Source organism: Paenibacillus mesotrionivorans, from assembly GCF_046098205.1.
GTDB lineage: Bacteria > Bacillota > Bacilli > Paenibacillales > NBRC-103111 > Paenibacillus_AR > Paenibacillus_AR mesotrionivorans.
This window is the reverse complement of the sequence record NZ_JBJURJ010000019.1, coordinates 104,159-128,954: the sequence shown is the minus strand read 5'-3', so window position 1 is coordinate 128,954 and position 24,796 is coordinate 104,159. Positions and strand designations below refer to the sequence as shown.

At 48.6% G+C, this 24,796-nt stretch carries 20 protein-coding genes; 16 read left to right on the top strand and 4 right to left on the bottom strand.

Going from position 1 to position 24,796, the window contains the following annotated elements; genetic code table 11:
• Nucleotides 1-3 precede the first annotated feature (3 nt).
• The 5 genes from ACI1P1_RS25035 (at nucleotide 4) to ACI1P1_RS25015 (ending at nucleotide 4,807) form a co-directional block, all read left to right on the top strand.
• Nucleotides 4-543 (top strand): hypothetical protein, encoded by a 540-nt coding sequence (locus ACI1P1_RS25035; RefSeq protein WP_416219214.1) that lies wholly within the window; start codon nucleotides 4-6, stop codon nucleotides 541-543.
• Complete coding sequence (locus ACI1P1_RS25030; protein WP_416219213.1) at nucleotides 531-2,441, top strand: AAA family ATPase; 1,911 nt, start codon at nucleotides 531-533, stop codon at nucleotides 2,439-2,441. Before ACI1P1_RS25035 ends, ACI1P1_RS25030 begins: the two co-directional genes overlap by 13 nt.
• Before the next feature lie 922 nt (nucleotides 2,442-3,363).
• Nucleotides 3,364-3,945, top strand: coding sequence for a hypothetical protein (locus tag ACI1P1_RS25025; protein ID WP_416219212.1), 582 nt, complete (start codon nucleotides 3,364-3,366; stop codon nucleotides 3,943-3,945).
• Between the two features lie 222 nt (nucleotides 3,946-4,167).
• On the top strand, nucleotides 4,168-4,425 hold the full coding sequence (locus ACI1P1_RS25020; protein ID WP_416219211.1) for a hypothetical protein: 258 nt from the start codon (nucleotides 4,168-4,170) through the stop codon (nucleotides 4,423-4,425).
• Complete coding sequence (locus ACI1P1_RS25015; protein ID WP_416219210.1) at nucleotides 4,415-4,807, top strand: aspartyl protease family protein; 393 nt, start codon at nucleotides 4,415-4,417, stop codon at nucleotides 4,805-4,807. The genes ACI1P1_RS25020 and ACI1P1_RS25015 overlap by 11 nt, the downstream gene beginning before the upstream one ends.
• 102 nt (nucleotides 4,808-4,909) lie before the next feature.
• Here ACI1P1_RS25015 and ACI1P1_RS25010 read toward each other — a convergent pair whose 3' ends face one another.
• Entirely contained in the window at nucleotides 4,910-5,872 is a 963-nt protein-coding gene (locus ACI1P1_RS25010) for an AraC family transcriptional regulator (RefSeq protein ID WP_416219209.1), read from the bottom strand.
• A gap of 128 nt (nucleotides 5,873-6,000) precedes the next feature.
• Here ACI1P1_RS25010 and ACI1P1_RS25005 point away from each other — a divergent pair, with 128 nt between their 5' ends.
• Nucleotides 6,001-7,236: an MFS transporter gene (locus ACI1P1_RS25005; protein ID WP_416219207.1), complete on the top strand. Its 1,236-nt coding sequence runs from the start codon at nucleotides 6,001-6,003 to the stop codon at nucleotides 7,234-7,236.
• 13 nt (nucleotides 7,237-7,249) lie between these two features.
• A complete protein-coding gene (locus ACI1P1_RS25000) occupies nucleotides 7,250-7,855 on the top strand; it encodes a DUF1349 domain-containing protein (RefSeq protein ID WP_416219206.1) in 606 nt (201 codons plus the stop codon).
• Between the two features lie 12 nt (nucleotides 7,856-7,867).
• On the opposite strand, the gene ACI1P1_RS24995 is transcribed toward ACI1P1_RS25000, so the two are convergent.
• Nucleotides 7,868-8,614 (bottom strand): helix-turn-helix transcriptional regulator, encoded by a 747-nt coding sequence (locus ACI1P1_RS24995; RefSeq protein ID WP_416219205.1) that lies wholly within the window; start codon nucleotides 8,612-8,614, stop codon nucleotides 7,868-7,870.
• Nucleotides 8,615-8,732: 118 nt separating this feature from the next.
• Between ACI1P1_RS24995 and ACI1P1_RS24990 the strand changes: the two genes are divergently transcribed.
• The 7 genes from ACI1P1_RS24990 (at nucleotide 8,733) to pelA (ending at nucleotide 20,398) form a co-directional block, all read left to right on the top strand.
• Nucleotides 8,733-10,523 carry a family 43 glycosylhydrolase gene (locus ACI1P1_RS24990; RefSeq protein ID WP_416219204.1) on the top strand — a complete coding sequence of 597 codons (1,791 nt, stop codon included), beginning with the start codon at nucleotides 8,733-8,735 and terminating at the stop codon, nucleotides 10,521-10,523.
• Nucleotides 10,524-10,541: 18 nt separating this feature from the next.
• Entirely contained in the window at nucleotides 10,542-12,377 is a 1,836-nt protein-coding gene (locus ACI1P1_RS24985) for a family 43 glycosylhydrolase (RefSeq protein WP_416219202.1), read from the top strand.
• A 51-nt stretch (nucleotides 12,378-12,428) separates the two neighbouring features.
• Nucleotides 12,429-13,847: a family 43 glycosylhydrolase gene (locus ACI1P1_RS24980; RefSeq protein ID WP_416219201.1), complete on the top strand. Its 1,419-nt coding sequence runs from the start codon at nucleotides 12,429-12,431 to the stop codon at nucleotides 13,845-13,847.
• A gap of 359 nt (nucleotides 13,848-14,206) precedes the next feature.
• Nucleotides 14,207-15,478 carry an erythromycin esterase family protein gene (locus ACI1P1_RS24975; RefSeq protein WP_416219200.1) on the top strand — a complete coding sequence of 424 codons (1,272 nt, stop codon included), beginning with the start codon at nucleotides 14,207-14,209 and terminating at the stop codon, nucleotides 15,476-15,478.
• A 256-nt stretch (nucleotides 15,479-15,734) separates the two neighbouring features.
• Nucleotides 15,735-18,353, top strand: coding sequence for a phosphoenolpyruvate synthase (gene ppsA / locus ACI1P1_RS24970; protein WP_416219199.1), 2,619 nt, complete (start codon nucleotides 15,735-15,737; stop codon nucleotides 18,351-18,353).
• 55 nt (nucleotides 18,354-18,408) lie between these two features.
• A complete protein-coding gene (locus ACI1P1_RS24965; protein ID WP_416219198.1) occupies nucleotides 18,409-19,185 on the top strand; it encodes an NAD-dependent epimerase/dehydratase family protein in 777 nt (258 codons plus the stop codon).
• Between the two features lie 238 nt (nucleotides 19,186-19,423).
• Nucleotides 19,424-20,398, top strand: a complete 975-nt coding sequence (pelA, locus tag ACI1P1_RS24960; RefSeq protein ID WP_416219196.1) for a pectate lyase — start codon at nucleotides 19,424-19,426, stop codon at nucleotides 20,396-20,398.
• A 54-nt stretch (nucleotides 20,399-20,452) separates the two neighbouring features.
• On the opposite strand, the gene ACI1P1_RS24955 is transcribed toward pelA, so the two are convergent.
• Nucleotides 20,453-21,274 carry an AraC family transcriptional regulator gene (locus ACI1P1_RS24955; RefSeq protein ID WP_416219195.1) on the bottom strand — a complete coding sequence of 274 codons (822 nt, stop codon included), beginning with the start codon at nucleotides 21,272-21,274 and terminating at the stop codon, nucleotides 20,453-20,455.
• Nucleotides 21,275-21,395: 121 nt separating this feature from the next.
• On the opposite strand from ACI1P1_RS24955, the gene ACI1P1_RS24950 reads away from it, so the two are divergent.
• Together ACI1P1_RS24950 and ACI1P1_RS24945 are read left to right on the top strand one after the other, a co-directional pair.
• Nucleotides 21,396-23,699: a sugar-binding domain-containing protein gene (locus ACI1P1_RS24950; RefSeq protein ID WP_416219193.1), complete on the top strand. Its 2,304-nt coding sequence runs from the start codon at nucleotides 21,396-21,398 to the stop codon at nucleotides 23,697-23,699.
• 87 nt (nucleotides 23,700-23,786) lie between these two features.
• Nucleotides 23,787-24,596: an AraC family transcriptional regulator gene (locus ACI1P1_RS24945; protein ID WP_416219191.1), complete on the top strand. Its 810-nt coding sequence runs from the start codon at nucleotides 23,787-23,789 to the stop codon at nucleotides 24,594-24,596.
• Here the strand turns inward: ACI1P1_RS24945 and ACI1P1_RS24940 are convergent.
• Entirely contained in the window at nucleotides 24,593-24,796 is a 204-nt protein-coding gene (locus tag ACI1P1_RS24940) for a hypothetical protein (protein ID WP_416219190.1), read from the bottom strand. The genes ACI1P1_RS24945 and ACI1P1_RS24940 overlap by 4 nt on opposite strands.

The window sequence follows — 24,796 nt, the reverse complement described above, 5'->3', positions numbered from 1 at the left end:
GCAATGAGTGTTAATATAAACGTAAAAAAAAGAATGATGTTTAGTGCAGAAGATGATTATTATTATTTTGCATATAATACGATAATTTTCTTGCATACGTTAGGCTGCACAAGTGAAAGTAAAAGATTCCAGGAATGGTCAAAGTTAAATTATCTTATACCTTTTTTGTCCAATCACTCTTTATTTTCTATCGTGGCTAGTAATAAAGCGAGGGATAGTTATGCTTCACCCATTGATAGAAATTACCTAAAGGAAACTTATTTAAAAAGTCGATTGCGATTAAATTGGACTGGCTCCTTGTTTTATGCGCTTCAACAAAAGGGTATTCTCTTCATGAACAAAAATGATACCAGAAAATCATTTGATGTATGGCTTTGTAATGAAAATCTTCCGAAAGAATTCACTTCTTCAGAATTATTCCGAATGGAGCGAGAACACAGTAAGCAATTTAAATCTATTTTTTCACACATAAGAACTATGAAAACTGATTCATTACTCGATGAATTGTTTCGCAAAAGAGGTGTTCATATATGGGAAGATTGAAAATTAACCGAGTACATTATAATGGTGATAAATATACGTATAGTTCCCCACCTCTAACGGATGGCGTTAATATTATAGAGGCTGGAAACGGTGGAGGAAAATCAACATTTAGCGCCTTGATATGTTATGCGCTTGGTGATTACGTTCACATGTTTAATTTTTCTAAGGAAGAAGTCCATTTTGAAGTTAAAAATGATACTAATAATTTTGTTTTGCTTGAAATTGAATTTAATTACGAACCATATCTGATTAAACGATATTTTGGGCAAAAGCAGAATAACATGATTATAGTCCAGGATAAGAATGGCGAAGAAGAATCGTTTTATTTGAATAGGCAACACATGCCTGATGGTCAATCAACATATTCGGATTGGCTACTCCAAAAGCTAAATATTGAAGTCGTTGATGTTTGGCAAGGTACGTCTCATTTTAAAGTTAATTTTACTGATTTGTTCCGTCTTATTCATTATGACCAAGTAACTGAACCGAGGAAAATATACAAAGAGCATAAGTCCGATAACAATTTCATTTCGGACTCAACCCATATACGTAAAGTAATTTTCGAATTATTAGTCGGTCATCGTTTTTCTGATTTTTATGCTATGCTGGGGAAATTACGTGAACTAGAAAAGCAAAGAGATGCAAAGAAAATATTGTTTCATAACTTCGGTGTTCTTGCTACTGAAATGGGATATGATATCGACAGTTCTCCATCCAGTGAACTGTTAAGAAAATTGACAGAAGATAAGCTGGAATTGCAACGAGTTCAGCTTATACGAAATGAAGTTAAAAATCGCAAGTCAGATTCTTCAAAATTTGAGCAGCAAATTCAACAACTTCGTCAAGATTTGGTTTTTAAAGAGAGTGAACTCGCAGAGTTACAATCACATTTAAGTAACGTTTCATTTGAACAGCGTGACTTAATTGATTTAAAGGAAGAACTGATAAGAGAAGTTTCCCATATTAACAAAATAATCTTTTCACACAATACCCTACATCTCTTTTCTCCAGATCAATGTCCTTGTTGCTTTAATAAAGTTGAACGGGTAAGTGGGCATTGCTTATGTGGAGCCGAGATTCAAGATGGTCAAATTGAACGATTTTTTTATAATTCACAGGAGTACATTGAGATTTTACGCTCAAAGCAAAAATCAGTCGAAACCATTGAAGTAGCTATAAATTCGTGTGGCAAAGAAATAACATCAATACAAGAAAGCATTAAACAAACCCACTTATACTTGGAAAGCGTTCATAGTCAATTGAAAGAAGCTGAACAGCATACGAATGCTAACAATCAAGAATTACTTCAGCTTAATGAACGTGTTTATCGATTAAGAAATACTATTCAAGACAGTGAAAATAGGATTAAAATAATCGAAAAGTATGAGGTAATCGAAAGAGATTTCAATAAAGCAAAGAGTGATTATAATGCACTCCAACTAAAGGTGAATAATACACAGGATGCCATTGAAAAATTAATACAAGCCCAAGTTAAACGATTTAATAAAATATATAATGGTTTTATGACAAAAACTTTAAAAGATGTGACAAATGCTGAAATTAATGATGATTACATGCCTGTTTTGAATGATGGTTACTACAAAGAAGCCAGTTCAAATGTACCTAAACGTTTTCTGTATTTCCTGACATTATTATCCATGTCATTGGATGCAAATAGTCGCATCCCATTTCCTCAATTTTTACTGATTGACACACCTGAAAACTTGGGAATTGATAAAGATAACTTAGATAAATGTATGGATAGAATTTCTGAACTAGAATCATCCGATTACCAAATAATATTGACAACAGGATTAGGTAAATATCCAAAATCGTTATCAGGCTTTATTAAACAAACAATTAATGAAGGCGAAAAATTGTTGAAGTTAAAGTCATAGTAAAGATAGTCTGTATTTAACAATAAAATTTAAATACATCCTCATATCTAATCCGATTTTGGTTTAATCTTCCAATAATGCTTTGAATAGAATTGTTAATAGCCTATTTATAGTTTTTGATGAAGAACAAGGATCTTGTTATACAAAGATTTTTTAAAAAATATCATACTTAGGGTTCAGTGACAGCTAAGTCGTTGAGCTAACATTCGACAACCGAGCGTAAATTTGGGAATTCATTTCTGGTTTAAGGCTGTCGCTGATTTTTACATTTGATTAAGTCTACATTGGGAACGAGATATTCTTTGTAAGCACACTTCACCTGCACGGACTTTGCAGGTAGGTCTTGCTAATCGCATTACTTCTTTATTCAGTCATAGATTATAAAACATGAAACAGGGTAAGGAAAAGTCAATGGAGGATAGCAATACCTGTTGTTCTGATATGGACTTCATTATTACGAAAAATATGATGCTGGTAAAAAAATTTTTTCAAAGTACTCACCTCTCCCTAGATCAAAGTGCTAGTATTCAACACCATACCCAAGTTTCGAAGTGGAAAATGAAGATTGGTTAAAGTTTGCATTAATATATATTGGAAAATTAAAGCCAATTGTTCCGATGAACGAGAGGATAAATTTGGGTTTGCAATCTAAACTATTACTGGATGAAACAGATCTTCTTGAATTTCATCATCCATCTCCGGAAGAGGCTTACCGAGCATCATTAGATGCGTTTTCTGTAATTGAAAATTTATTGAGAGCACCAGAACGATACTTCAAAACTTTCTACACCCGAAGAATAGCTGATGTATTTAGGGATAAAAATACTCATTTATCAACCTTATTTCAGGAAAAATATACATATGAGTTCGAAAGATTTTTTTAGCTGAGGGGCTGGCTACTGATACTAGTCGAGGTGTTTTAATGAACAATGAATTAATCAATGTTTATATGACCTTATTAGCTAATATCATTGGTGAAAATAATAATACTTCTGCTATTACTGATAGTAACGAAATGGAAAAATATAATATTTTTTTAAAAAGAAACCCATCGTCCTCTGCAAATAGAATAAACATTGCTAAATCAACGATAAACCTAGTTTTACCAACTAATCTGGAAGATATTCCATTGGATACACTTATTAAGCTAAGGAACAAAAAGGATTTTAGAGCAATGATTAATTCGTTCCATAATGAACTAGATGTATATATTACATCACTAGAAAATGATAATTACAATGAAAGTTTTGTTGAGCATCTGAATAGAAATCTATCTGAAATTAGAAATGAGTTAGCTCAATTAGGACCTAATTTATTCAGTTTTTTACTTGGATTTTGGTTCATTTTTAATGGGAAAATAGATTATAAAGATGTATTAGGTACAGCACTTATTGGAGGAGCTGTTACTGCATCTGTATGTAAAATCTCAAAACAAGTGCGAAGTAATAAAGATGCAAGATTTACAAGAAAATACCTAGCAACTTTAGGCAAGGTTCCATTTTAGATTTTACTTATCATCATGTTAGGTGGGCTTTTTGCAAAGGTTTTAGGAAGCCTAAATTACAGAAGCATAAGCGTTTTGAGCGATTCTCCGCCTTACTATGCTCATGCCTGTAAATTGTGGTAGAAAATCATAACCTCATTTTCGTAGAAGATGATTGAACACGATTTGGGTGTTCAGAGCAACCATAGAAATGTTAAAATGAAAGCAGGGAGGCGATATAAGATGCTCTGGACGGAGGTTAGAGAACTATTTCCTGATCAGTTTGTATTGGTGGAGGAACTAAAGTCTCATTACGAAGACAATAAGCTCCATGTGGAAGAAGTGGCTGTCATCAAGCCAATTCCGGATCCGAAGGAAGCATGGAAAGAGCTATTTTCTGCCAAAAACGAGCGCTTTGTGTATCATACCTCCAATAAAGCCATTATTGTAGAAGTACGGGACAAGCCTATGGTCAGGAGAACTCCAAGAGATGAATCTTGAATTTCGAGATGGGCTGTTATTTTCTAGTATCGTGATTCGTCATGGCGAAAAGTCCATTTTGATTCCGCATGTTGTCATTGATACGGGTGCCGCAGAATCTATTCTTTCGATTGATTCCGTTCAAGGCTTGTTCGATGGTTATGAGCCAGGGGATCAGCTTCGATTTATGACCGGTATTGGTGGCAGAGAAGCGTCTGTTCGTCGAAAGATTCATGGAATCGAATTTCAATCCTTTCAGATGGAGAATTTCCCCATAGATTTTGGTCGCATCGGAGAAGATACTCAGATTAATGGTTTGATTGGTTTGGATATTCTAATTCCGGGCCAATTTATATTGGATTTAGGCAGACTGCAGATATACACTGTGGCAAATAATGATTAAGTGTGTCAGAGGCGATGCGAGTAATGAGTCCTCTCGACCGCACTACATGCAAAAAAGGGTTTCAGCGGTTTCCGCTGGAGCCCTTTTTTGCTTTTGCATGCATTAAATTGAATTTTGCGTTCGGTATATTCCAGGCGTTACTCCGGCTTTCTTTTTAAACATTCTGATAAAATAGCTGGGGGAATTAAAACCACACTCCGCGCAGATCTCTTGGATCGAACGGGTAGTCCCCAGCAGAAGACGCTGCGCGGCTTCGATCCGGTATTGCAATAGATAGTCTACAGGTGAACATTTCATATACGAATGAAAACAGCGGGAGGCCTCACTTTTGCTGATATTCGAGGAACCCGATATGTCTTCGAGTGTCAAAGGGTTCATGTAGTTTTTTTGAATGAAGGCAATCATGTTCTGAAGCCTCGCTTGATATTGCAGCTCCCGTTTATCGGTGGTTACGGTAGGAAGCTCATGCCAATGCTGAACCAATAACAACCATATTTGATTGAGAAGGCCTTGCACCTGCATTTCGAAACCAATCTCCAGGAATGAATCCGTCTGGAAATCCAGAACAGGAAATGAACCGTACCAACTTTCCGCACCGTGCTGCTGAAGCAGAGCAAAGATGCTCTCCAGCTTCTTTAGAATTTCGTTATGCCAAGCTTCTTGAGCATGTAAAACGACATATGGCACATGTTTGTCACCCAGAAATGGAAGGACATATTTTTTATAGATGACACTGGTATGTGAAGCGATTAACTCACCGGAAAAAACGATGTTCGGGCATTCACAAACATAAGATTCATTTTTTTGTTCAAAGGAATGCAGGGTATTACTACTGATGAAGATGCCGTCATTGGCTTCTAATTCAATTCGATGATGCCCCACCTGAACTACAACGGTTCCTCCGCGGGCAACAAAGAACTCCGGTTCAAAATGCCAGTGCAGAGGCACTCTATGCTGAAGGAATTTATGTAACTCATCCACATAGTATTGAATGGGAAAATCAAGCTGGCCATGCTGAATGTTTTCAAAATATGTAGGATCTAACGGCATGTTATCAATTCTCATTGGAATCTCCTTACTTGGGAAGATAGTGATGCCAAGTGGGAATAAAGTGGCTTGAACATCACTTTTGCGATGATATAATACTACATAAAGTGCAGAGTTATGGCAAGCTTAGGAGGCATACGGAATTCATGCAGCGGTTGAAGAATTTTAACAAGGTTTATGCATTGCAGCTTGCTACTATCTTTTTGGGTTTTATTATTTTTGGTATCTCGGAGAATATAAAAGGTCCGGCGATTCCCAGGATTCAGTTCGATTTTAATCTGAATGAACAACAATTAGGTACTTTATTATCTTTAAATGCTCTAGGTTATCTAATTGCCTGCTCGTTTACTGCTGTTTTAGTGAGAAAATGGGGGATTAAAGCGACAAGTATTTTATCCTTTGCCTCCATGCTGGTTTCGGGTATGTTTATATTTTTATCGCATACGTATCCGCTTTTTTCTGCTTCTTACTTTCTGATGTATATAGGAAATGGGATGCTGGAAATTGCACTGGCGATTTTGGGAGCAAGGATCTTTGTCAGGAATACGGGGACCATGATGAATTTATCCCATGCTTTTTACGGGTTAAGTTCAACGGTTGCACCTTTAATCGCAACGAAAGTTATGACTGTTCAGGTGTTTGGTCAAACCCTGGATTGGCGTGGTATGTATCTGGTTATGCTTTCATTAGCTTTATTACCCATCCTTACTGCCATGCGCAGTTCATTTCCCGGGGATGACCTTGCGGATGAAAGCCGGACTCCTTTTAAAGTATTGCTGCGAGACCCGGCCTTGTGGTTGATGGTGCTGATTCTCACCTTTGGAGTTGTATCTGAGTTGGCTGTAGGTGGCTGGTTAGTAAATTATCTGGAAAAGGCTTACCACTGGAGTACAGTCGAGGCTTCCGGTATGCTGTCCGTATTTTTTCTTCTCTTTGCCGTTTCCAGATTCTTCTTGGGACCTGTGACAGACCGAATCGGATTTGCTTTATCTTTCATTATTTTTTCAGGTTTTTCTGCTATATGTACGTTTGCCGCTATTATTGGAGGGGAACAGTGGTCACTTCTTTTTGCAGCAGCAGGTATCGGGATTGCAATGATTTATCCAACCGTTATGGCCTTTATTGCAAAACGGTATCCGCGTGGAAGTGATACAGCCATTACTTTTACTGTCACACTAATGGGGCTTGGCAGCGTTATTGGCAACTATATTATTGGGTTTGTTATAGAAATGGTTAAAAGGATTTATGGTGAAGGAGACTCCCTTGGTTTGCTGCGAGGGCTGCAAGCAGGTTATGGATTTATCGGCTTGTGCGCTCTTTTATGTACGGTTTCCGGCTGTATGCTGTACCGGTATTTAAAAAAACATGGAGAATTAATCTAAGGAGGACACAAAAATGACCATTAAGAAAATGGACTGGAGTGCAGGGAAGTGGCTGAATAAGCCGCAATCTGCCCAAAAAGAAGGGGACTTCTATAAGGTTAAGCCTGAGAAGGGAAGAGATTTCTGGAAAAAAACCTTATATGGCTTCGAATATGAAAATGGCGCCGCTTTGTTGGCAGATTGGGATAACAATACGGCTGTGGAAGTATCCTTTCTGCTCTCGTCATTCGCGGAACTGTATGATCAGGCAGGGATTTTGTTATATCATGGTCCGGGGCAATGGATTAAAACCGGGGTTGAGGTCAATGACGGTATTCCTCAGCTTTCCGCAGTTGTAACCGATGGTTACTCGGACTGGTCGCTGGCTGCTGTGCCGGAGTGGGTTGGGGAAGAAGTTACTCTCCGCGCTTCCATTATAAAGGATGCCGTGATTATCCGAGCACGAACACGGCACCATGCTTGGCGTACCGTACGTGTGGCGCGTTTTCCCTACCCGACAGGGAATCAGGCAGGCCCTTATACCACCTCCCCAACACGAGAGGGCTTTGAGGTGACCTTTACTCGATGGAGCTTCACGCGTCCCGATCAAGATCTTCATACCGATCCTGTTGAGGAATAAAAATAAACAGCATCATAACCCCTGGTATTGCTGGGGCGAAACGCCCACACGGCTGCGGAATTGTCTGCAGAAGTGCTCCCCATTTTTATAGCCGCATTGGCTGGCGATTTCGTTGATTTTCATCTGCCGGGTGGTCAGCAGGCTGCGGGCCAGGGCAAGCCGCATTTCGATCACATCGTCGATGCAGGAGCTGCCGAACATTTTTTTGTACATGCGGTGAAAGTAGCCTTCGCTCAGGTTGACCAGGCTGGACATATAGGTGGCCGTCCACGGGAAGCCGGGGTTGCACTCTATTTCCTGGCGCAGGTTGAACAGCTTATCCTCGACGGTTCGTTTCTCATGGGTTTGGTTGGTATTCAGAATCATAAGCAGCGCCTTCAATAAATAAATGGAGGAGGCGCTGTTTCCGCCTGCATGCTCATGGGCAATCAATTGCGTCAGCTGATGACACTGAATGTAGTCGGCCATATGCAGCGGCATGCCGTATTCGATGGGACACAGGTCGAAAAAGCTGGGATTTAAATTAAAACGGATCCAACCGTTGATGTAGCTTTCGGCGCAGGCGGTATATTTAATAGGCTGGCCCGGGCGAAACAGGACGGCATGGTTTTTGTTGTACCGCTTCAGCTGCCCGTTCACCTGGATCATCGCCGGGGTTTTGGTGAGAATCAGCAGCCAACAGTCATGCCCGTGGGGCTGATGGAAGACGAAGTCCGCATTATGCTCCGCATGGTTATCCGCAAAGAAGATTTTCTCCATTATTTTCTCCTCGATGTCAGAATAGATCAACGTTAAGTTACTATAGATCATGGACGATCGTCAATGGTTTTCTTTATAATAAAAAGGTATATAAGCCATCTAAAGGAAGGTGTATACCTTGTCATTCGAAAAGAAATATCAGCTTTTATCATATACCCGGCAACCAGCCGGGCTTTACGAGGAGAAGCTGGCCTACAGCATGCATCTTGCTGTCAGTATGAATGAAGGCGATTTCATCCCGCTTCATCACAATACCGGTGTGCTTTATGTCAAGGCAGCAGAACAAGAGAACCGTACCCTCAAGGCCAAGTGCCTGGCGAACCCGTACATCTTCAAGCTGGGCGGGGAAGGGTACGGGGTGGTGGCCGTGCGGGTGGAAGCCGACGGCCAGGCGGATGAATCCAGCAAGAGCCAGGTCATGCTGTTCACCACCAAGGATTTCCTGGAGTATACGGAATGGGCGCCTCTGGATCTGAAAACCGGCGGTTATGTCCGCCATGTGGCCTGTACGTATTTGCCCGTGGAGGAGCGGTATTGCCTGCAGTGGTGCGATGTGGCCAACCGGCGTTACCAGGCTTATGTGTCGGAGCTTGGAAGAGAAGAAATTTGCCCGGAGCCGGCGGCAAGCTTCACCTCTGAGGTGGTGGCGACCACCATCGAAGGAGCCCGGCCGGTGAATGTGCTGGACATTCCCGACCATGTGGCGGAGAAGCTTCTGGAGCGATTAATGGTGCCGTATAATACCGGTGTCACTCTTCCTGACGAGATCACGGTGTCCTTCAGGCAGGAGCTGGATGCGGTCCAAGCTGCCTTCCATTACAGCGACGGTACTACGGTGAATAAACCGGTTACCTGGGAGGCCGATGGCATCCGTTGGGATACTGCCGGGCAATACGCGATTGCCGGAGAGGTGAATCAACCCTCCTTTTATTTCCCGGTGTCCATCAACAGGGCGGACCCGTGTATCTTCAAGTGGCAGGGATATTATTATTTCATCGCCACCAATGATGCGGACAATAACAGCAGTATATCTGTCCGGCGCGGGGAGACGATCCAACAGCTTGCCACGGCTGCCGAATATGAGATTCTGAACACGAAGATGTACCCTCATATGGTCCAATTCCTGTGGGCCCCCGAGTTTCATCAGGTGGACGGGGAATTATACATATTCCTGGCCAGCAGTCCCGAGGGTTTCGGGCAAATCCGCTGCCACGTAATGAAGCTGAAGCCGGGCGGAGATATCCGCAACAAGGAAGATTGGGAGAAGCCGGAGCCGGTTCTTAAGAGCAGCGGCCAGGTGCTGAGCGACATCGGATTAACCCTGGACATGACCACGGTTTACATCCGTGAGAGATATTATGCCGTATGGGCCCAGCGGGACCTGAAGCCTGTCGATCTGGGCTCCTGGATTTATATTGCCGAAATCAATAAGAAGGCTCCGTGGAAGCTGATCTCCGACCCGGTGCTGCTGTCCAAGCCGGATTACAGCTGGGCGAATAACCATACCTTTGTGGACGAGGGGCCATATCCGTTATTTGCCGGGGATACCCTCTACATCACCTTCTCCAGTGCGCTGGTGGATTACACCTATTGTGTGGGTTATCTGTCCATCCGCCAGGATGCCGACCTGCTGGATGCCGCCAACTGGACCAAAGGCAACTACCCGCTGTTAACCGCCTTTTCCGTTCCAGGAGAATACGGACCGGGCCATAACGCTTACGTGGAGGACGACTCGGGGATGGTATGGAACACCTATCATGCCCGTCCGGGCAAGGATGGCCCCAGAAGTACGGGCATCCGGCGGGTGCATTTCCACAAGGACGGGTTCCCCGTGCTGGATATGACGGAGGACAAGGATATTGACCGTTCCCATCGAAAGCTGAGCCTGACGGTAAAGGTGAAACCATAAAGTAAGGAGCGATCTTTCATGGAATTTTCCAATCAGCAGGATGTTATCCTCGTATATACACGTCAACCGGACAATGACTATACGGAATCTCTCGCCAACAGCATTCATTTGGCCCTGGGCCAGGGGGGAGAACAGTTTCAGCCGCTGAACCGCAATTACGGTATTCTGTTTGCGGAAGCAACAGTGGACGAACGGAGTGTGATTCAGGAAAAAGGGGTCCAGCAACCGTATCTGTTCCAGACGGCAGAGGGCGGCTTTGGGCTTGTGGCCGTACGGGTGGATAAAACCGGCGCCCCTGATGAGGAAAGCAGGGGGCAGCTGCTGCTCTGGAAATCGACGGATCTGGCCACGTTTCAGAGCTGCGGTCTGCTGCGGCTGCATCCGGAGGCCTTCGTGAAGGAGGCGGTCTGTGAATATAACGCGTCGGAGCAGATCTATGAAATCCGCTGGCGGGATGAAACGGGCAAGAGTTATGTAAACAGACTGGCAGACCTTGCTGCGCCGGACGGGATTTCTCGGGCAGAGGGAACGGCGGTGGCGGATGCAGGGCTGACCGCCGCTGTTGAGGCGCCTATGGCTGGTATTCTCCTGGGCAATATGCTGTCTGTGGACGGCAAAACCTTGGAAACGGTCAAAGCCGCCTGGCTGCCGCTTCATCACACGGAAACCCGAGTGCCGGAGCAGATTAGCGCTTCCTCCGTCGAGCAAGTGAAGGCAGTAACGGCCACGGCGATTTATTCCGACGGGTCCAGCGACGAGAAGCAGGTCGACTGGGATGTCAGCGGGGTGGATTTTACCCGGCCTGGTGTGTACACCGTAAGCGGTACTGTGGCGAACCGCCGCTTCCTGTTCCCGTTAGCCGAAGGGTATGCCGACCCGGTGATTCTTCCGTGGGAAGGCAAATATTACTTTCTGGCAACCAATGACAATATGAATGATATCGGGTTGTATGTGCGGGAGGCGGATACGCTGGAGGCATTATTCGCACCCGGCTTTAAGGAGGCCGTCATTCTGGATGTGGATGAGGAGCGGGGCTTCATCCAGACCTTCTGGGCGCCCGAATTCCATGTGATCGGCGGTGAACTGTATATCCTGTTTGCCGTTGGAGGCCGTCAGTGGGGGCCGCAATGCCATATGATGAAGCTGCGCAAGGGTGGCAGCATCATGGAGGCGGCAGATTGGCAATCACCGGAGCGGGTAAGGCGGGCTAACGGCAGATTTTTGGCTGAGGACGGAATTACTCTGGATATGACCTATTTCCGGAGCGGTGAAACCTCCTATGTAGCCTGGTCCTACCGCAAGGGCATCGGAACATCCATGGATACCGGTTCTATGATCTATATCGCTTCGGTGGAGGCGAGGAATCCTGTTGTGCTGACCAGTGAGCCGGTCTTGCTGACACGGCCGCTGCTGGGATGGGAGAACATTCAAGGCACCATCAACAACGAAGGCCCTTATCCGCTGGTGACGGAGGATACGGTGTATCTGGCCTATTCCGGCGGGGCGGCCAGGGGCTACACCTATTCCGTTGGGCTTTTGAGCATTCCGCACGGAGCAGACTGTCTGGAAGCCGCCAACTGGACCAAAGCAGGCACACCTGTGCTGTCCTATTATTCTCTTAAGGGACTATACGGCGCCGGCCATAATTCCTTCTTCCGGGATACAGACGGCACCGTCTACATTCTGTATCACGGAGAGGAGCGGCTGGTGAAGCATGGAGTCTGCAGCTCGGCCATGCACCGCGTTCATTTCAACAAGCAGGACAAGCCTGTCTTCGATGTGGCAGGGGATCGGGATGTTCATCCGGCGCTGACTGCATGTACGATTCAAGTGGTGGTGCAGCCGCAGCCTTAACCGGGGAGCCGGCCATCCGCGTTCTATACGCACGATAAGGAGAGGGTCACGATGAAAAAGCAAGGTGTAAACCCCTATCTGCCCTCCTGGGAATATATTCCTGACGGAGAGCCCCATTTCTATGACGGACGGGTATATGTGTACGGCTCCCATGACCGGTTCAACGGGCATGTGTTCTGCTTGAACGACTATGTATGCTGGTCTGCGCCGGTGGATGATCTGGGCGATTGGCGTTATGAAGGAGTCATCTACCCCAAAACCGAGGATCCCTTGAACCGGGACGGAAGCATGTGCCTCTATGCGCCGGATGTGACCGTAGGGCCGGACGGCAGGTATTATCTGTATTACGTGCTGGATAAGGTATCCGTGGTTTCTGTGGCGGTTTGTGACAAACCGGCAGGGCAGTATGAATTTTACGGGTATGTGTCGTATGCCGACGGCACCCGCCTGGGGGAGAAGGAGGGGGACGAGCCTCAATTTGACCCGGCTGTGCTGACAGAAGGGGATAGAACCTACCTCTATACGGGCTTCTGTGCGGTGGGAGACCGATCCCGGAAAGGCGCCAGCGTGACGGTTCTGGGCCCGGATATGCTGACCGTTCTGGAGGAGCCGGCCACACTTGTGCCCAGTCAGCCTTATAGCGGGGGCAGCGGCTTTGAGGGGCATGAATTTTTCGAGGCTTCCTCCATCCGCAAAATAAGGGACACCTATTATTTCGTTTATTCCTCCGTGGTGATGCATGAGCTGTGTTATGCCACAAGCCCATCTCCCACAGGCGGCTTCGTATACAGGGGCGTAATCGTCAGCAATAATGATTTGCATATCGGTTCTTATAAACCTGCGGATAAACCCATGTTCTACGGCGGCAACAACCATGGGGGCTTGGCGGAAATCAACGGGGAGTGGTACATCTTCTACCACCGCCAGACCAACGGCACCCATTTCAGCCGCCAGGGCTGTGCGGAACGGCTTCGGCTTCATCCGGACGGTTCGATTCCTCAGGTGGAGATGACCTCCTGCGGGCTGAACGACGGGCCATTGGCGGGAAAGGGAGAATATCCCGCTTATCTGGCCTGCAATCTGTTCTACAAGGATGAGGCCAAGTATGTGGGGGGTGAGGGGATTTGGATGGACAGCCGCTTCCCCAGAATTACCCAGGATGGCAAGGACGGGGATGAAGAGCCCGGTTATATCGCCAATATGCTGGATTCCGCAACGGCCGGGTTTAAGTATTTCCACTGTGAGGGAGTCAAACGGGTGAAAATTCGGGTACGGGGCTACTGCCGCGGGAGCTTCCAGGTGAAAACCGCATGGGATGGCCCGGTGCTGGGCGAGATTCCGGTGGTGTTCACCAATGTGTGGAAGGAATATGTAGCGGATATCGCCATACCCGATGGCGTGCAGGCCATCTACCTGACGTATACCGGCTCCGGCAGCGCCGGACTGGCCTCCTTCACGCTGGAGGTATAACTAGCGGTGGTATGCTGGCTGGCGGTAACGGACCGGTAAGACGCTATTTTGACAAAACGGGTGTTTTGCAGATGGGACGGACTCCAGTGACGCTAATTGCAGCTCTGGAGACGGTGGAGCTCCTTTTTCGAACGAATAAGGTCCCCTGTGTCCGCGAGAATCACCTGAAGCTGCCGGACGTTTTCATTGTTCCGGCAGCTTTTCCATGCTGCGCGGGGAAACCAGGAATGATGAATGCTATTTGCCCTATTGGGATTGTTGCCGCTGGAGCGATCTTGCAAATTTGTTTCGTATAAAGCGGGTCCCGCCGGGGACAATACTGCCGAACAAAGGAGGAATTAAAATCCAGGGGGCGGACGATGGAGAATGAATTGATCCATGAAATCAAGAAGCTGGCCAAGCCGTATGCCGAAGAAGGAGTCCGGGAGGAGCTGGTAAATCGGGCAGGTGCCACCAAGTATATTCTGATCGGGGAGGCCTCCCACGGGACGATGGAATTTTACCGCGACCGCGCTGAGTTGACCAAACGTCTGATCACCGGCGGCGGTATCCGCTTCGTAGCGGTGGAGGGGGACTGGCCTGCCTGTTTTGCTCTGAACCGGTATGTGAAGGGAAGCCCGGACGCGGCGGACAATGTGTATGAGGCGCTGCAGGGCTTCAGCCGTTGGCCAACCTGGATGTGGGCCAACGGAGAGGTGGCCGCCTTTGCGGAATGGCTACGGGAATATAACAAGGATAAACCCCGGGAAGAGAAGGTTGGCTTCTACGGGATCGATGTGTACAGCCTTTGGGAATCGATGGATGAAATTCTGAACATTCTGCGGTTCCGTCCGGGGATAGATCTGGAGGCGGCGAAACGCGCCTTCGAATGTTTTGACCCTTTTAACAGGGACGGGCAATCATACGGCATTTCGGCTTCTCTGTATGGGGAGGGCTGCGAGGATGAAGTGGTGAAGCTTCTTGCCGGCCTGCAGGATAAATGGAAGGAAGCCCAAAGCGTGGATGAGCGGGAGCGTGCCTTAAACGGGGAGATGAATGCCTTGGCCGTACGGAACGCCGAGGCGTATTACCGGATCATGATCCGTCATGATGCTGAATCCTGGAATGTCCGGGACCGCCATATGGTATCCGCGCTGGAGAAGCTTACAGCCTTTTATGGAGAGACTGCCCGGGCTGTGGTTTGGGAGCACAACACCCATATCGGCGATGCCCGGGCCACTGATATGGCGGAGGACGGGATGGTTAACGTAGGCCAATTGTTGCGGGAGCATCACGGACTCGATGCCGTATATGCAATCGGCTACGGAACCTGCCGGGGGACGGTAACCGCGGCGCGCAGTTGGGGAGAACCGCCGGAGATGATGACCGTACCGGAAGCCCAATTGAACAGCTGGGAGGAAATACTGCATCGCATCGGTCCTGAGGATAAGCTGTTCCTGTTTGGACAGGAAGAAGCGCGGTTACTGGAGCAGACGACCCTTGGCCACCGCGCCATCGGGGTCGTGTATCATCCGGAGCGGGAGCGGGGCAATTATGTGCCTACGATCATCCCCAAACGGTATAACGCGTTTATCTATCTGGACACAACCAGCGCTTTGGAGCCTATGGAGGCTCATGTGCTTTTGTCCTAAAAGTTTGAAGCAGGTGCAAGGGCCACCTGCTTCTTTGTTTTGGCGCCCGCAATCCCCGCTGGAAAGCAAAAAAGAACCTGCACAAAAGCAGGTTCTACATTTCAATTGCAAATCCATAAACCCAATGCTATAATCGGATCACTACTGCGTTTTTACCGAGTAGAAGACAGAAGTATCTTATCTTACATTTTAATCGTATCATGTCTGCGCCCTCTTGTCAACGGTTTTCTCATTTCAGAGGTTAGGGGAGATTCGAATGGGCTCTTTGGTTCTCGGGTTTCAGGAAATCGATGAAACGCAGCTGGCTTTGGTCGGCGGAAAAGGGATGCATCTGGGGAGATTGTCACGTTTGGAAGGAGTGATTGTACCGGAGGGCTTTTGCATCACCACGGAGGCGTTCCAGCAAGCAACCGCACACAACGAAGCTTATCATGCTTTGCTTGACCAGCTGGCTATACTGAAGCCGGAAGACCGGGAATCTGTCCGGGAAATCTGCAGTAAAATCCGCCATGCCATTACGGAGGTGGAAATTCCCGCTGCGATCACAGATGCTGTTGGCGGTTATCTGTCCCGCTTGGGAGAGGAGCATGCATATGCCGTGCGGTCCAGTGCGACGGCTGAGGATTTGCCGCATGCTTCTTTTGCGGGGCAGCAGGATTCCTACCTGAATATCAGAGGCAAGGCTGCTATCCTGGAGCATATCCGCCAGTGCTGGGCTTCGTTGTTTACGGACCGGGCTGTGGTTTACCGCATGCAGAACGGTTTTCCGCACCACCAGGTTTATGCAGCCGTAATCGTTCAAAGAATGGTTTTTCCCGAAGCCTCGGGCATATTATTCACCGCAGACCCGGTCACCTTCAACCGCACGGTACTGTCCATTGATGCCGGCTTTGGACTTGGGGAGGCGCTGGTTTCGGGCCTGGTTTCGGCAGATTGTTATAACGTGCAGAATGGGCATATCACCGGGAAACGTCTGGCTGCCAAACACCAGGCTGTTTATGCCCGGACGGAAGGCGGAACGGAAATCCGGCCGGTTGACCCCGCCCGCCAAACATCTCCGGCGCTAACGGACGGGGAGATTCTGGAGCTGGCGCGTATAGGAAGAAGAATTGAGGCGTATTTCGGCTGCCCCCAGGATATTGAATGGGGGTTGGCAGACGGGGTGTTTTATATCCTTCAAAGCCGTCCTATCACTACCTTGTTTCCGGTTCCCGAAACGAAGGACGAGGGCAGGCAGGTTTATTTGTCTGTGGGCCACCAGCAAATGATGACGGACCCGATCAAACCGTTGGGGCTGTCTTTTTATCTGATGGTCACTCCTGCACGTATGCGTACAGCAGGTGGCAGGCTGTTTGTGGATGTGGCCCCCATGCTGGCTTCACCCGCCACCAGAGACATGCTGTTAACCTCCTTCGGCCAGTCCGACCCGTTGATCAAGGACGCTCTTCTGAATCTGATTGAACGGGATTATATTCCCTTGCCGTCTGACATCAACGAGGCGTCCTCTGCGGGCAAACGGGAAAATCCGCTTCCCGAAACCCATCCGCTGCCTGAACCGGACGCTGAGCTGGTTTCCGCTTTAATAAGAAAGACGGAAGACTCCATCGCAGAGCTGAAACAGACTATATCGGCCAAATCCGGCCCTGACTTGTTTGATTTTATTCTGGGGGATATCCCTGTGCTGAAGAAATTCCTCTTTGATCCGAAGGCTGCAAGTGTGTATATGGCAGCAATGAATGCTTCGGTGTGGTTGAATGAGCACATGAATCAATGGTTGGGGGAAAAGGGTGCGGCAGATATACTGTCCCAATCCGTACCCCATAATATCACCTCGGAGATGGGCTTGGCCCTGTTGGAGCTGGCGGATGTTATTCGTCCATATCCGCAGGTCATCGCTTATTTGCAGCAGGCAAAAAGCAGCTGCTTTTTGGAGGAGCTTGATCCCCTGGAGGGAGGCCGGGAAGTAAAGGAGGCCTTCGGGGATTTTCTCGGCCAATATGGGATGCGCTGCCCCGGTGAGATCGATATCACAAGAACACGCTGGAGTGAACATCCCCTTGCGCTGGTTCCTTTGCTTCTCGGGAATCTCAAGCAATTCGGCCCTGAAGCCGGCATTCGGAAATATGAGCAAGGGCAGCAGGCAGCCCGGGAAAAGGAGCGGGAGCTCTTGGAGAGGATCAGGCTGTTGCCTGACGGCGGCGAAAAAGCAGCAGAAGCCCAACGGATGATTCGTATTCTACGGACCTGCAGCGGGTTCAGGGAATACCCCAAATACGGAATGATCTGCCGTTATTTGATTTACAAGCAAGCCTTGCTGAGGGAAGCGGAGCAGCTGGTGCAGGCTCAGGTGATCCGGGAAAAGGACGACATGTATTACCTGACGTTTGAGGAGCTTCATGAGGCTGTGCGTACACAACGTCTTGATTATGCCATCATAGGCAGGCGGAAGGAGGAATACCGGGGTTATGAAAAGCTGACTCCTCCCCGAGTGATGACGTCTGAAGGTGAAATTGTGACGGGGGCGTACAAGCGGGAGAATCTCCCGGACCGGGCGGTTATCGGGCTGCCTGTATCCGCCGGGGTGGCAGAGGGGCGAGCACGGGTTATTCTGAGCCTGGAGGATGCGGACCTGGAGGAGGGGGATATCCTGATCACCTCCTTTACGGACCCGGGCTGGACCCCCTTGTTTATTTCCATCAAGGGTCTGGTTACGGAGGTTGGCGGTCTTATGACCCACGGAGCGGTTATCGCACGGGAATACGGCCTGCCTGCTGTAGTGGGGGTGGAGAATGCCACCAGGCTGATTAAGGACGGACAGCGGATCCGCGTTAACGGCACAGACGGGTACATCGAAATACTGGATGAGCAGGCTTGACTCCTTTCTGTTTGGGTTAAAGTAGATATGAGCCATAGAAAGGGGATGATTTCAGATGAAACGCAAGCTTCTGCTTACTGGGGCTGCAGGTGTAATCGGAAATGCTATCTACAACAATCTGAAGCAGGACGGCAGGTATGACGTTATTGGGGTAGACATCAAAGCGGATGAGGACCAGGGAATCCTGGAGGCGGACGTTGCGGACGAGAAACAGCTGGCCGACCTCACCAAAGGTGTGGATACAATTCTGCATTTTGCCTGGATCAAGGATGAGGATGATTTTCTGGGCAAGGTGTTAAACGGTAACGTCAGCAATGCGTATAAGCTGTTTGAAGCCGCGGTGGGCAACGGGGTTCGGCGGCTGGTGTTTGCCAGCTCCAACCATGCGACGGGGTTTTATAAGACGGAACAGAAGGTAGATCCCGATGATCCCTACCGCCCGGACAGCTTTTATGGCCTGAGCAAATGTTATATTGAGCTCTTGGGACGTTTGTATGCGGATCAGGGCAAAATTTCCTCGTTTAATATTAGAATCGGCAATTTCCCCGGAGATGACCGCCCCCATTCGGAGCGCGCCGGGAAGATTTGGATCTCCGAGCGGGATATGACCCAATTGGTCACGTGCTGCATCGAGGCAAACGACCAACTTAGGTATGTGAACCTGTACGGCACGTCGGCCAACAGCGACAGCTACTATAATATTGACTATCTGCAGGACCTTATCGGCTATAAGCCGCAGGATGACGCCACGGAGCTGCTGGAAAAGGCGAAGGAAGCGGGGGCCCGGGTGAAGCAGGATGAGACGCAATTCCAGGGCGGGCAGAAGAAGTAACACGAGAGGGGACTTTAAGCAGGATTTCTGCTTAAAGTCTTTTTATTATCAATAATATATAATAATTTAAAGAAATTTCATTATATTTGACTTCTTATTGGCGATAATTGACAAAAGGAAGATATTGGAATACAATCAAGTTGTCCATATGTAAACGCTAACAAAAAGGCGGTGATTCACAACCGGCACGGTTGAAGAGCAGTTCAATTATTCATACAAACAAAGGAGAATCAATGAGATGAACATGTTCAATTTGAAAAAAAGCACTCTTGCCATTGCAGTAGCCTTTACGATGGCTTTGTCTGTACCGGCCGTTATTCTCCATCCGACAGGAACCGTATATGCTGCGGATGCATCCGGCGCCACAGCCAGCATTGCCGACATTATCAAAAACCAGCAGTCCGACGGCGGCTGGAAGAAGGATTATTCGGTCACTAGCGGCGATTGGGCCAAGTCCACCATTGACAATAAGGCTACATACACGGAAATCAGAAGATTGGCGGCGGAATTCAAAAAAACCAACAACAGCCAATATTCGGCTGCGGCTATTAAGGGCATCAATTTCCTGCTCAGTATGCAATACGCCAATGGCGGCTTTCCCCAAATCTACAAAAGCACAGACTATCATACCCATATTACCTACAATGACAATGCTATGGTGAATGTAGTCATTTTGTTGGATGAGGTTGCGGGCAAAAAGGGCGATTTCTCCTTCATCGACAGCACCTTGGCCGGCAAGAGCAAACAAGCCGTAGATAAAGCCATTGATTGCATCCTGAAAACCCAGGTTACGGTCAACGGCAAGCTGACGGTATGGGGGCAGCAGCATGATGCCAGCACCCTGAAGCCGGCAGGGGCCAGAGCGTATGAGGTCCCTTCCCTCTGCTCAAGCGAAAGCGTGGCGATTGTTAACTTCCTGAAAACCAGGACCGCCACGACACAAATCACCGCTTCCATCAATGCTGCTGTGGACTGGTTCAAGGCAGTGAAAATTACCGGAATCAAAGTGGTCAAAACAGCGGATGATGTTGTGGTTGTGCAAGACCCCAGCGTAACCACTCCGATTTGGGCGCGGTTCTATGAAATTGGCACCAACAAGCCGATTTTTGTGGGCCGTGACGGCGTTGTGAAGTACAAGCTCAGTGACATTGAGCAGGAGAGAAGAACAGGCTATTCATGGTACGGAAACTGGCCGTCAAACCTGATCAAGTAGTTTTCTATCTGTAAAAAGGGCTTCAGCCTCCGGGCTGAGGCCTTTTTTGATTTTTCAGTGATGAATTTTTCGGAATTGGTTGGGGCTGATTTGCTCCTGCTTCTTGAAGACGGAGCAGAAATAGTTGGCGTCCTCAAAGCCGGAGAGTAAAGCGATTTCCTTCACTTGCATATGGGGATGCTGCAGCAGAAGCTCCTTGCTTTTTTGGATCCGGACCGAGTTGATGTATTGGAAAATCCGGATGTTGGTGGTTTTCTTGAAGACGGTGCATAAATGCTGCGGGGTCATGCCGGCAATACCGGCCATAGCGTCAAGGGTGAGCGGCTTCCCGTAATTGTGATCAATATATTGGAAAAGCGGCTTCAGCTTGTAATTGAGATTGGTTGGGCTGTTGTTAGGATGCACGGATGTATGCTGCATGATATCGGTCAGAAGGGAATAAATCACGGCGGAGCTTTTGAGGCTCTTAAGGGCAGCATCGGAATGGCCGATATCCAGAAGCTGCTGGACCCGGGTTAAGAGAATATCCGGCCGGGACACATATAAGGCACAGGAGCCCGGGATGCCGGCCGTTTGCTGCAGGAAAGGGCCAACCTGCCTGCCGTCAAACACAATCCAGTCCGTGATCCATGTGGAGCTGATGGCGTAATATTCGTGAGGCTCGCCCTTAAACAGAAGCATGCCGGAGCCTTCCTTCAGCCGGCAGGTTTTGCCGCCGGTAATCAATTCCCCTTCACCCTGGACACATTGAATCCATTGGTACAAATATCCGTTAGGCCGGACGATGTGCTCCTGGTTCCATTGATGCCCCGCATCCACCAGGTAATAAGGAAGCTCCCTGTCTGATTCCGTAATGACTGACATGTATCGTTTCATCGGCGATCAACCCTTAATATTTTAATATAATGCTTAATATCCTCAGATTGCTGGCTGTATTCGTGTTTAATATAATCAAAATATAACAAAGCTTTCAAGAACGCAAGAGGAGGGTTTACAGATGGGCCGGATAGAAACGGCTATTATGAAGGATTGGGAATTTACCTTGTTGGAGCCGCAGGACCCGTATTTCCAGCCTGTGCAGCTGCCCCATGATTGGGCGATTTACGCTCCTATTAATACCAATATGAAGCAGGGAGCGGCTCAAGGCTTCCGGGACAGATGGGGAATTGGCTGGTACCGGAAAAAGCTGATGATTCCGGCTGTTACCGAAGGGCATGTGTATCAGCTTCAATTTGAAGGAGTGTATGAAAACAGCACGGTTTGGGTGAACGGTGTGGAGGTGGGGGGCCATAAATACGGCTATTCCCGGTTTACGCTGGATATAACGGGTGTGATTCATGAAGGGGAAAATCTGATTTTGGTTAAGGTGGACAACACCTCGTTCCCGGCGGACCGCTGGTATTCCGGCGCGGGCATCTACCGGACGGTGAAGCTGCTGGAGCTGCACCGCAACCATCTGAAGCCGGAAGAGATTCAGGTGAAATATGCGGTACAGGGCAGCAGTGCTTCCGTTTCGATTGCCACAGGCACTTTTTCCTTGGTGAAGGCCGTCATTTCGGATGGGGATATACGGCTGACAGGTGAATCGGAGAACGGGGTCATCCATTTGGAGATTCCGGATGTGAAACGGTGGAGTCCCGACCAGCCGTATTTGTACCAGGTGGAGCTGAGCTTATATGAAGGAAACGAAATAGTGGATACGTACAGCCTGCGGGTTGGCGTACGGGAAATCGAGATGGTTCCCGACAAGGGAATGTTCATCAACGGTATACCGGTGAAGATTAAAGGCTTGTGCATCCACCAGGATGCAAGCTGTCTGGGCATTGCTGTCACCTCTGAAATTTGGCGGGACAGATTGGTGAAGTTTAAAGAGATAGGCTGTAATGCTATCCGTACAGCCCACCATATTTTTGCGCCGGAAATTCTGGATATCTGTGATGAAATCGGGCTGTTGGTATACGAGGAGCCCTTCGACAAGTGGGTCGGCGGGCTGTACAGAAGATACTTTGAGACGGAATGGCAATATGATCTGGAGTGTATGGTCAAGCGGGACCGCAATCACGTCTGTATCTTCATGTGGGGTGTAGGCAATGAGGTGGAGAATCAGGGGCAGGAATCCATGCTGCAGATTCTGCGTATGCTGAAAAGTCATCTGTTAACCCTGGATGATACCCGGCCGGTGTCGTATGCGATGAATCCCCATTTTAAATATGAGAGCAATGCGGACCTGTCCAAGGTGAAGGACATCCAGCAGTTTGTAGATGAGGTCAGCGACACGGAAATCTATAATCTGGAGCACCGGATCGAGCGGATCAAGCGGATTGCCGATATTGTGGATGTAATCAGCTGCAACTACCAGGAGCAATGGTATCCCGCTATTCATGAGGCGATTCCCGACAAGCTGATTCTCGGGACGGAAACCTACCAGTATTTCAGAGGGCATCCCGATCAAATGCAGAACTTCAGCGAGGATGTTCCCTGGATGGACGTGGAGAAGCATGACTATGTTATAGGAGGAATGCTGTGGACCGGCATCGATTACCTGGGGGAATCCATGGGTTATCCGGCCAAAGGCTGGGCAGGGTCCCTGTTCTGGACCAACAGTGAGCGCAAGCCGCTGTCTTATCTCTATGAAAGCTACTGGTCGGAAAAGCCAATGGTGTACATGGCGGTGCTGGACTATTCCCTGACGGATGAAGGGGTGAAGGAGCATTGGGATGCGCCGCGGTATGCCAGCCACTGGAGCTTCCCGCAGTTTAACAAAACGGTCATCCCGTATATGATTGCTACCAACTGCGAGGAGGCTACTGTCGAGCTGAACGGCAAGCTGATTCATGTCAAGAAACCCTTCGAATTCCCCAACCGGATGATTACGGGTTACCTCCCTTATCTGCCTGGCACCGTTGTGGTGAAGGGGCTGATTGGCGGGCAGGAGGTTTGCCGTTATACGCTCAAGACTGCAGCCCCGGCGGTGAAGCTGGAATTTGATGCGGAGGAGATCAGCGTGGATCGTAAGGATGTGGTCCACAAGCTGTTTACGGTCCGGGCCAAGGATGCGGAGGGGATTCCCGTGTTCCGGGAAAGTGCCAAGGTGACCTTCCAAGTGAGCGGACCGGCGGAAATTGCGGGAGTAGACAACGGGGATCTGTGCTCTAGTGAACCGTACGATCGGAGCTGGATGCATCTGTACCACGGACAGGTAAGCACGGTGCTCCGGTTTACGGGGGAGGCGGGGCGTGTGGTACTCACCGCGGAGGCGGAGGGGATGTATGCCGCCAGGATGATCATCTGCATGGAATAGGCCGTTGCCGGTCAGGAGGTTTCCTGTTACACTTGCAGCAACGAGCTGTCCGGGCGAACCTTCGGAAGAGAAACGGAGAATATTCTCATGGGACGAGGCTATACGGTATCCCGCTATCCGGCAGGTGATCTGCACTATCTGGCGGGAGGTTACAAACCTGCCAACCTGCACCGGTGGGGACCCGGTGTGCGGGAGGTTTATGCTCTCCACTATATCATCAGCGGCCGTGGCACGCTGGAGACAGGCGGGGTGATAAATCAAATCCGGGAAGGAGAGAGCTTTCTCATTTTTCCTCATACTGAGGTCTACTATTACCCTGATCCCGAGCAGCCTTGGGAATATGTCTGGAACGAGTTCAGCGGTGAGGAGGCACGGCAGCTGCTGGCGATGACGAAGCTGGGGAAGAGCTGTCCTGCTGTAGGTACAGCTCCCGGAGAACTGAGGCCGTTCTTTCAAATTGCCTGGAATCCCGGGGTAAAGCCGTATGAGCGTCTGCGGTCGGACGCCCGTCTGCGGCTGCTGCTGTCCTGCTATCTGGAGTTCTATCCTTGTGAGGAGGCGGCTCCCACGGATTACGCCGGGATGGCCAAGGCCTACATCGAGCATCATTACTGGAAGCCGTCCCTGAAGGTTTCCGACATTGTCCAAGCCGTTAATATCGAACGCAGCTATCTCTTCCGCCTGTTCAAAGAAGCCACCGGCCAATCCGTGTCCGGCTATATCACCTGGTTTCGCATCGGGCGTGCCCGGGAGCTGCTGAGGTCCTCCGGCTTATCCATCCAGTCAGTAGCTTATTCTATTGGTTATCACGATCCGCTGCATTTTTCCCGGGTGTTCAAAAAAGCAACCTCCCATTCCCCTACGGCTTTCCGCTTGCTGCACCGGCAGGAGAGTTAACGGAACAAGGCGCAATTGCCCGATTGCCGGTAATAGGCGATGAGCTTCTCCAGCGGCTCACGGCCGCATTGCAGCTTGTTTCCCAGACAATCCAAACACAAAAATTTCCGGTCGGTCCTGGATACCAGCTTCAGATAGATGGCTACATCGTCGGCAGCAAGGGGAGCCCCGCAGGCCAGACAAAATCTGTCGCTGCCCAT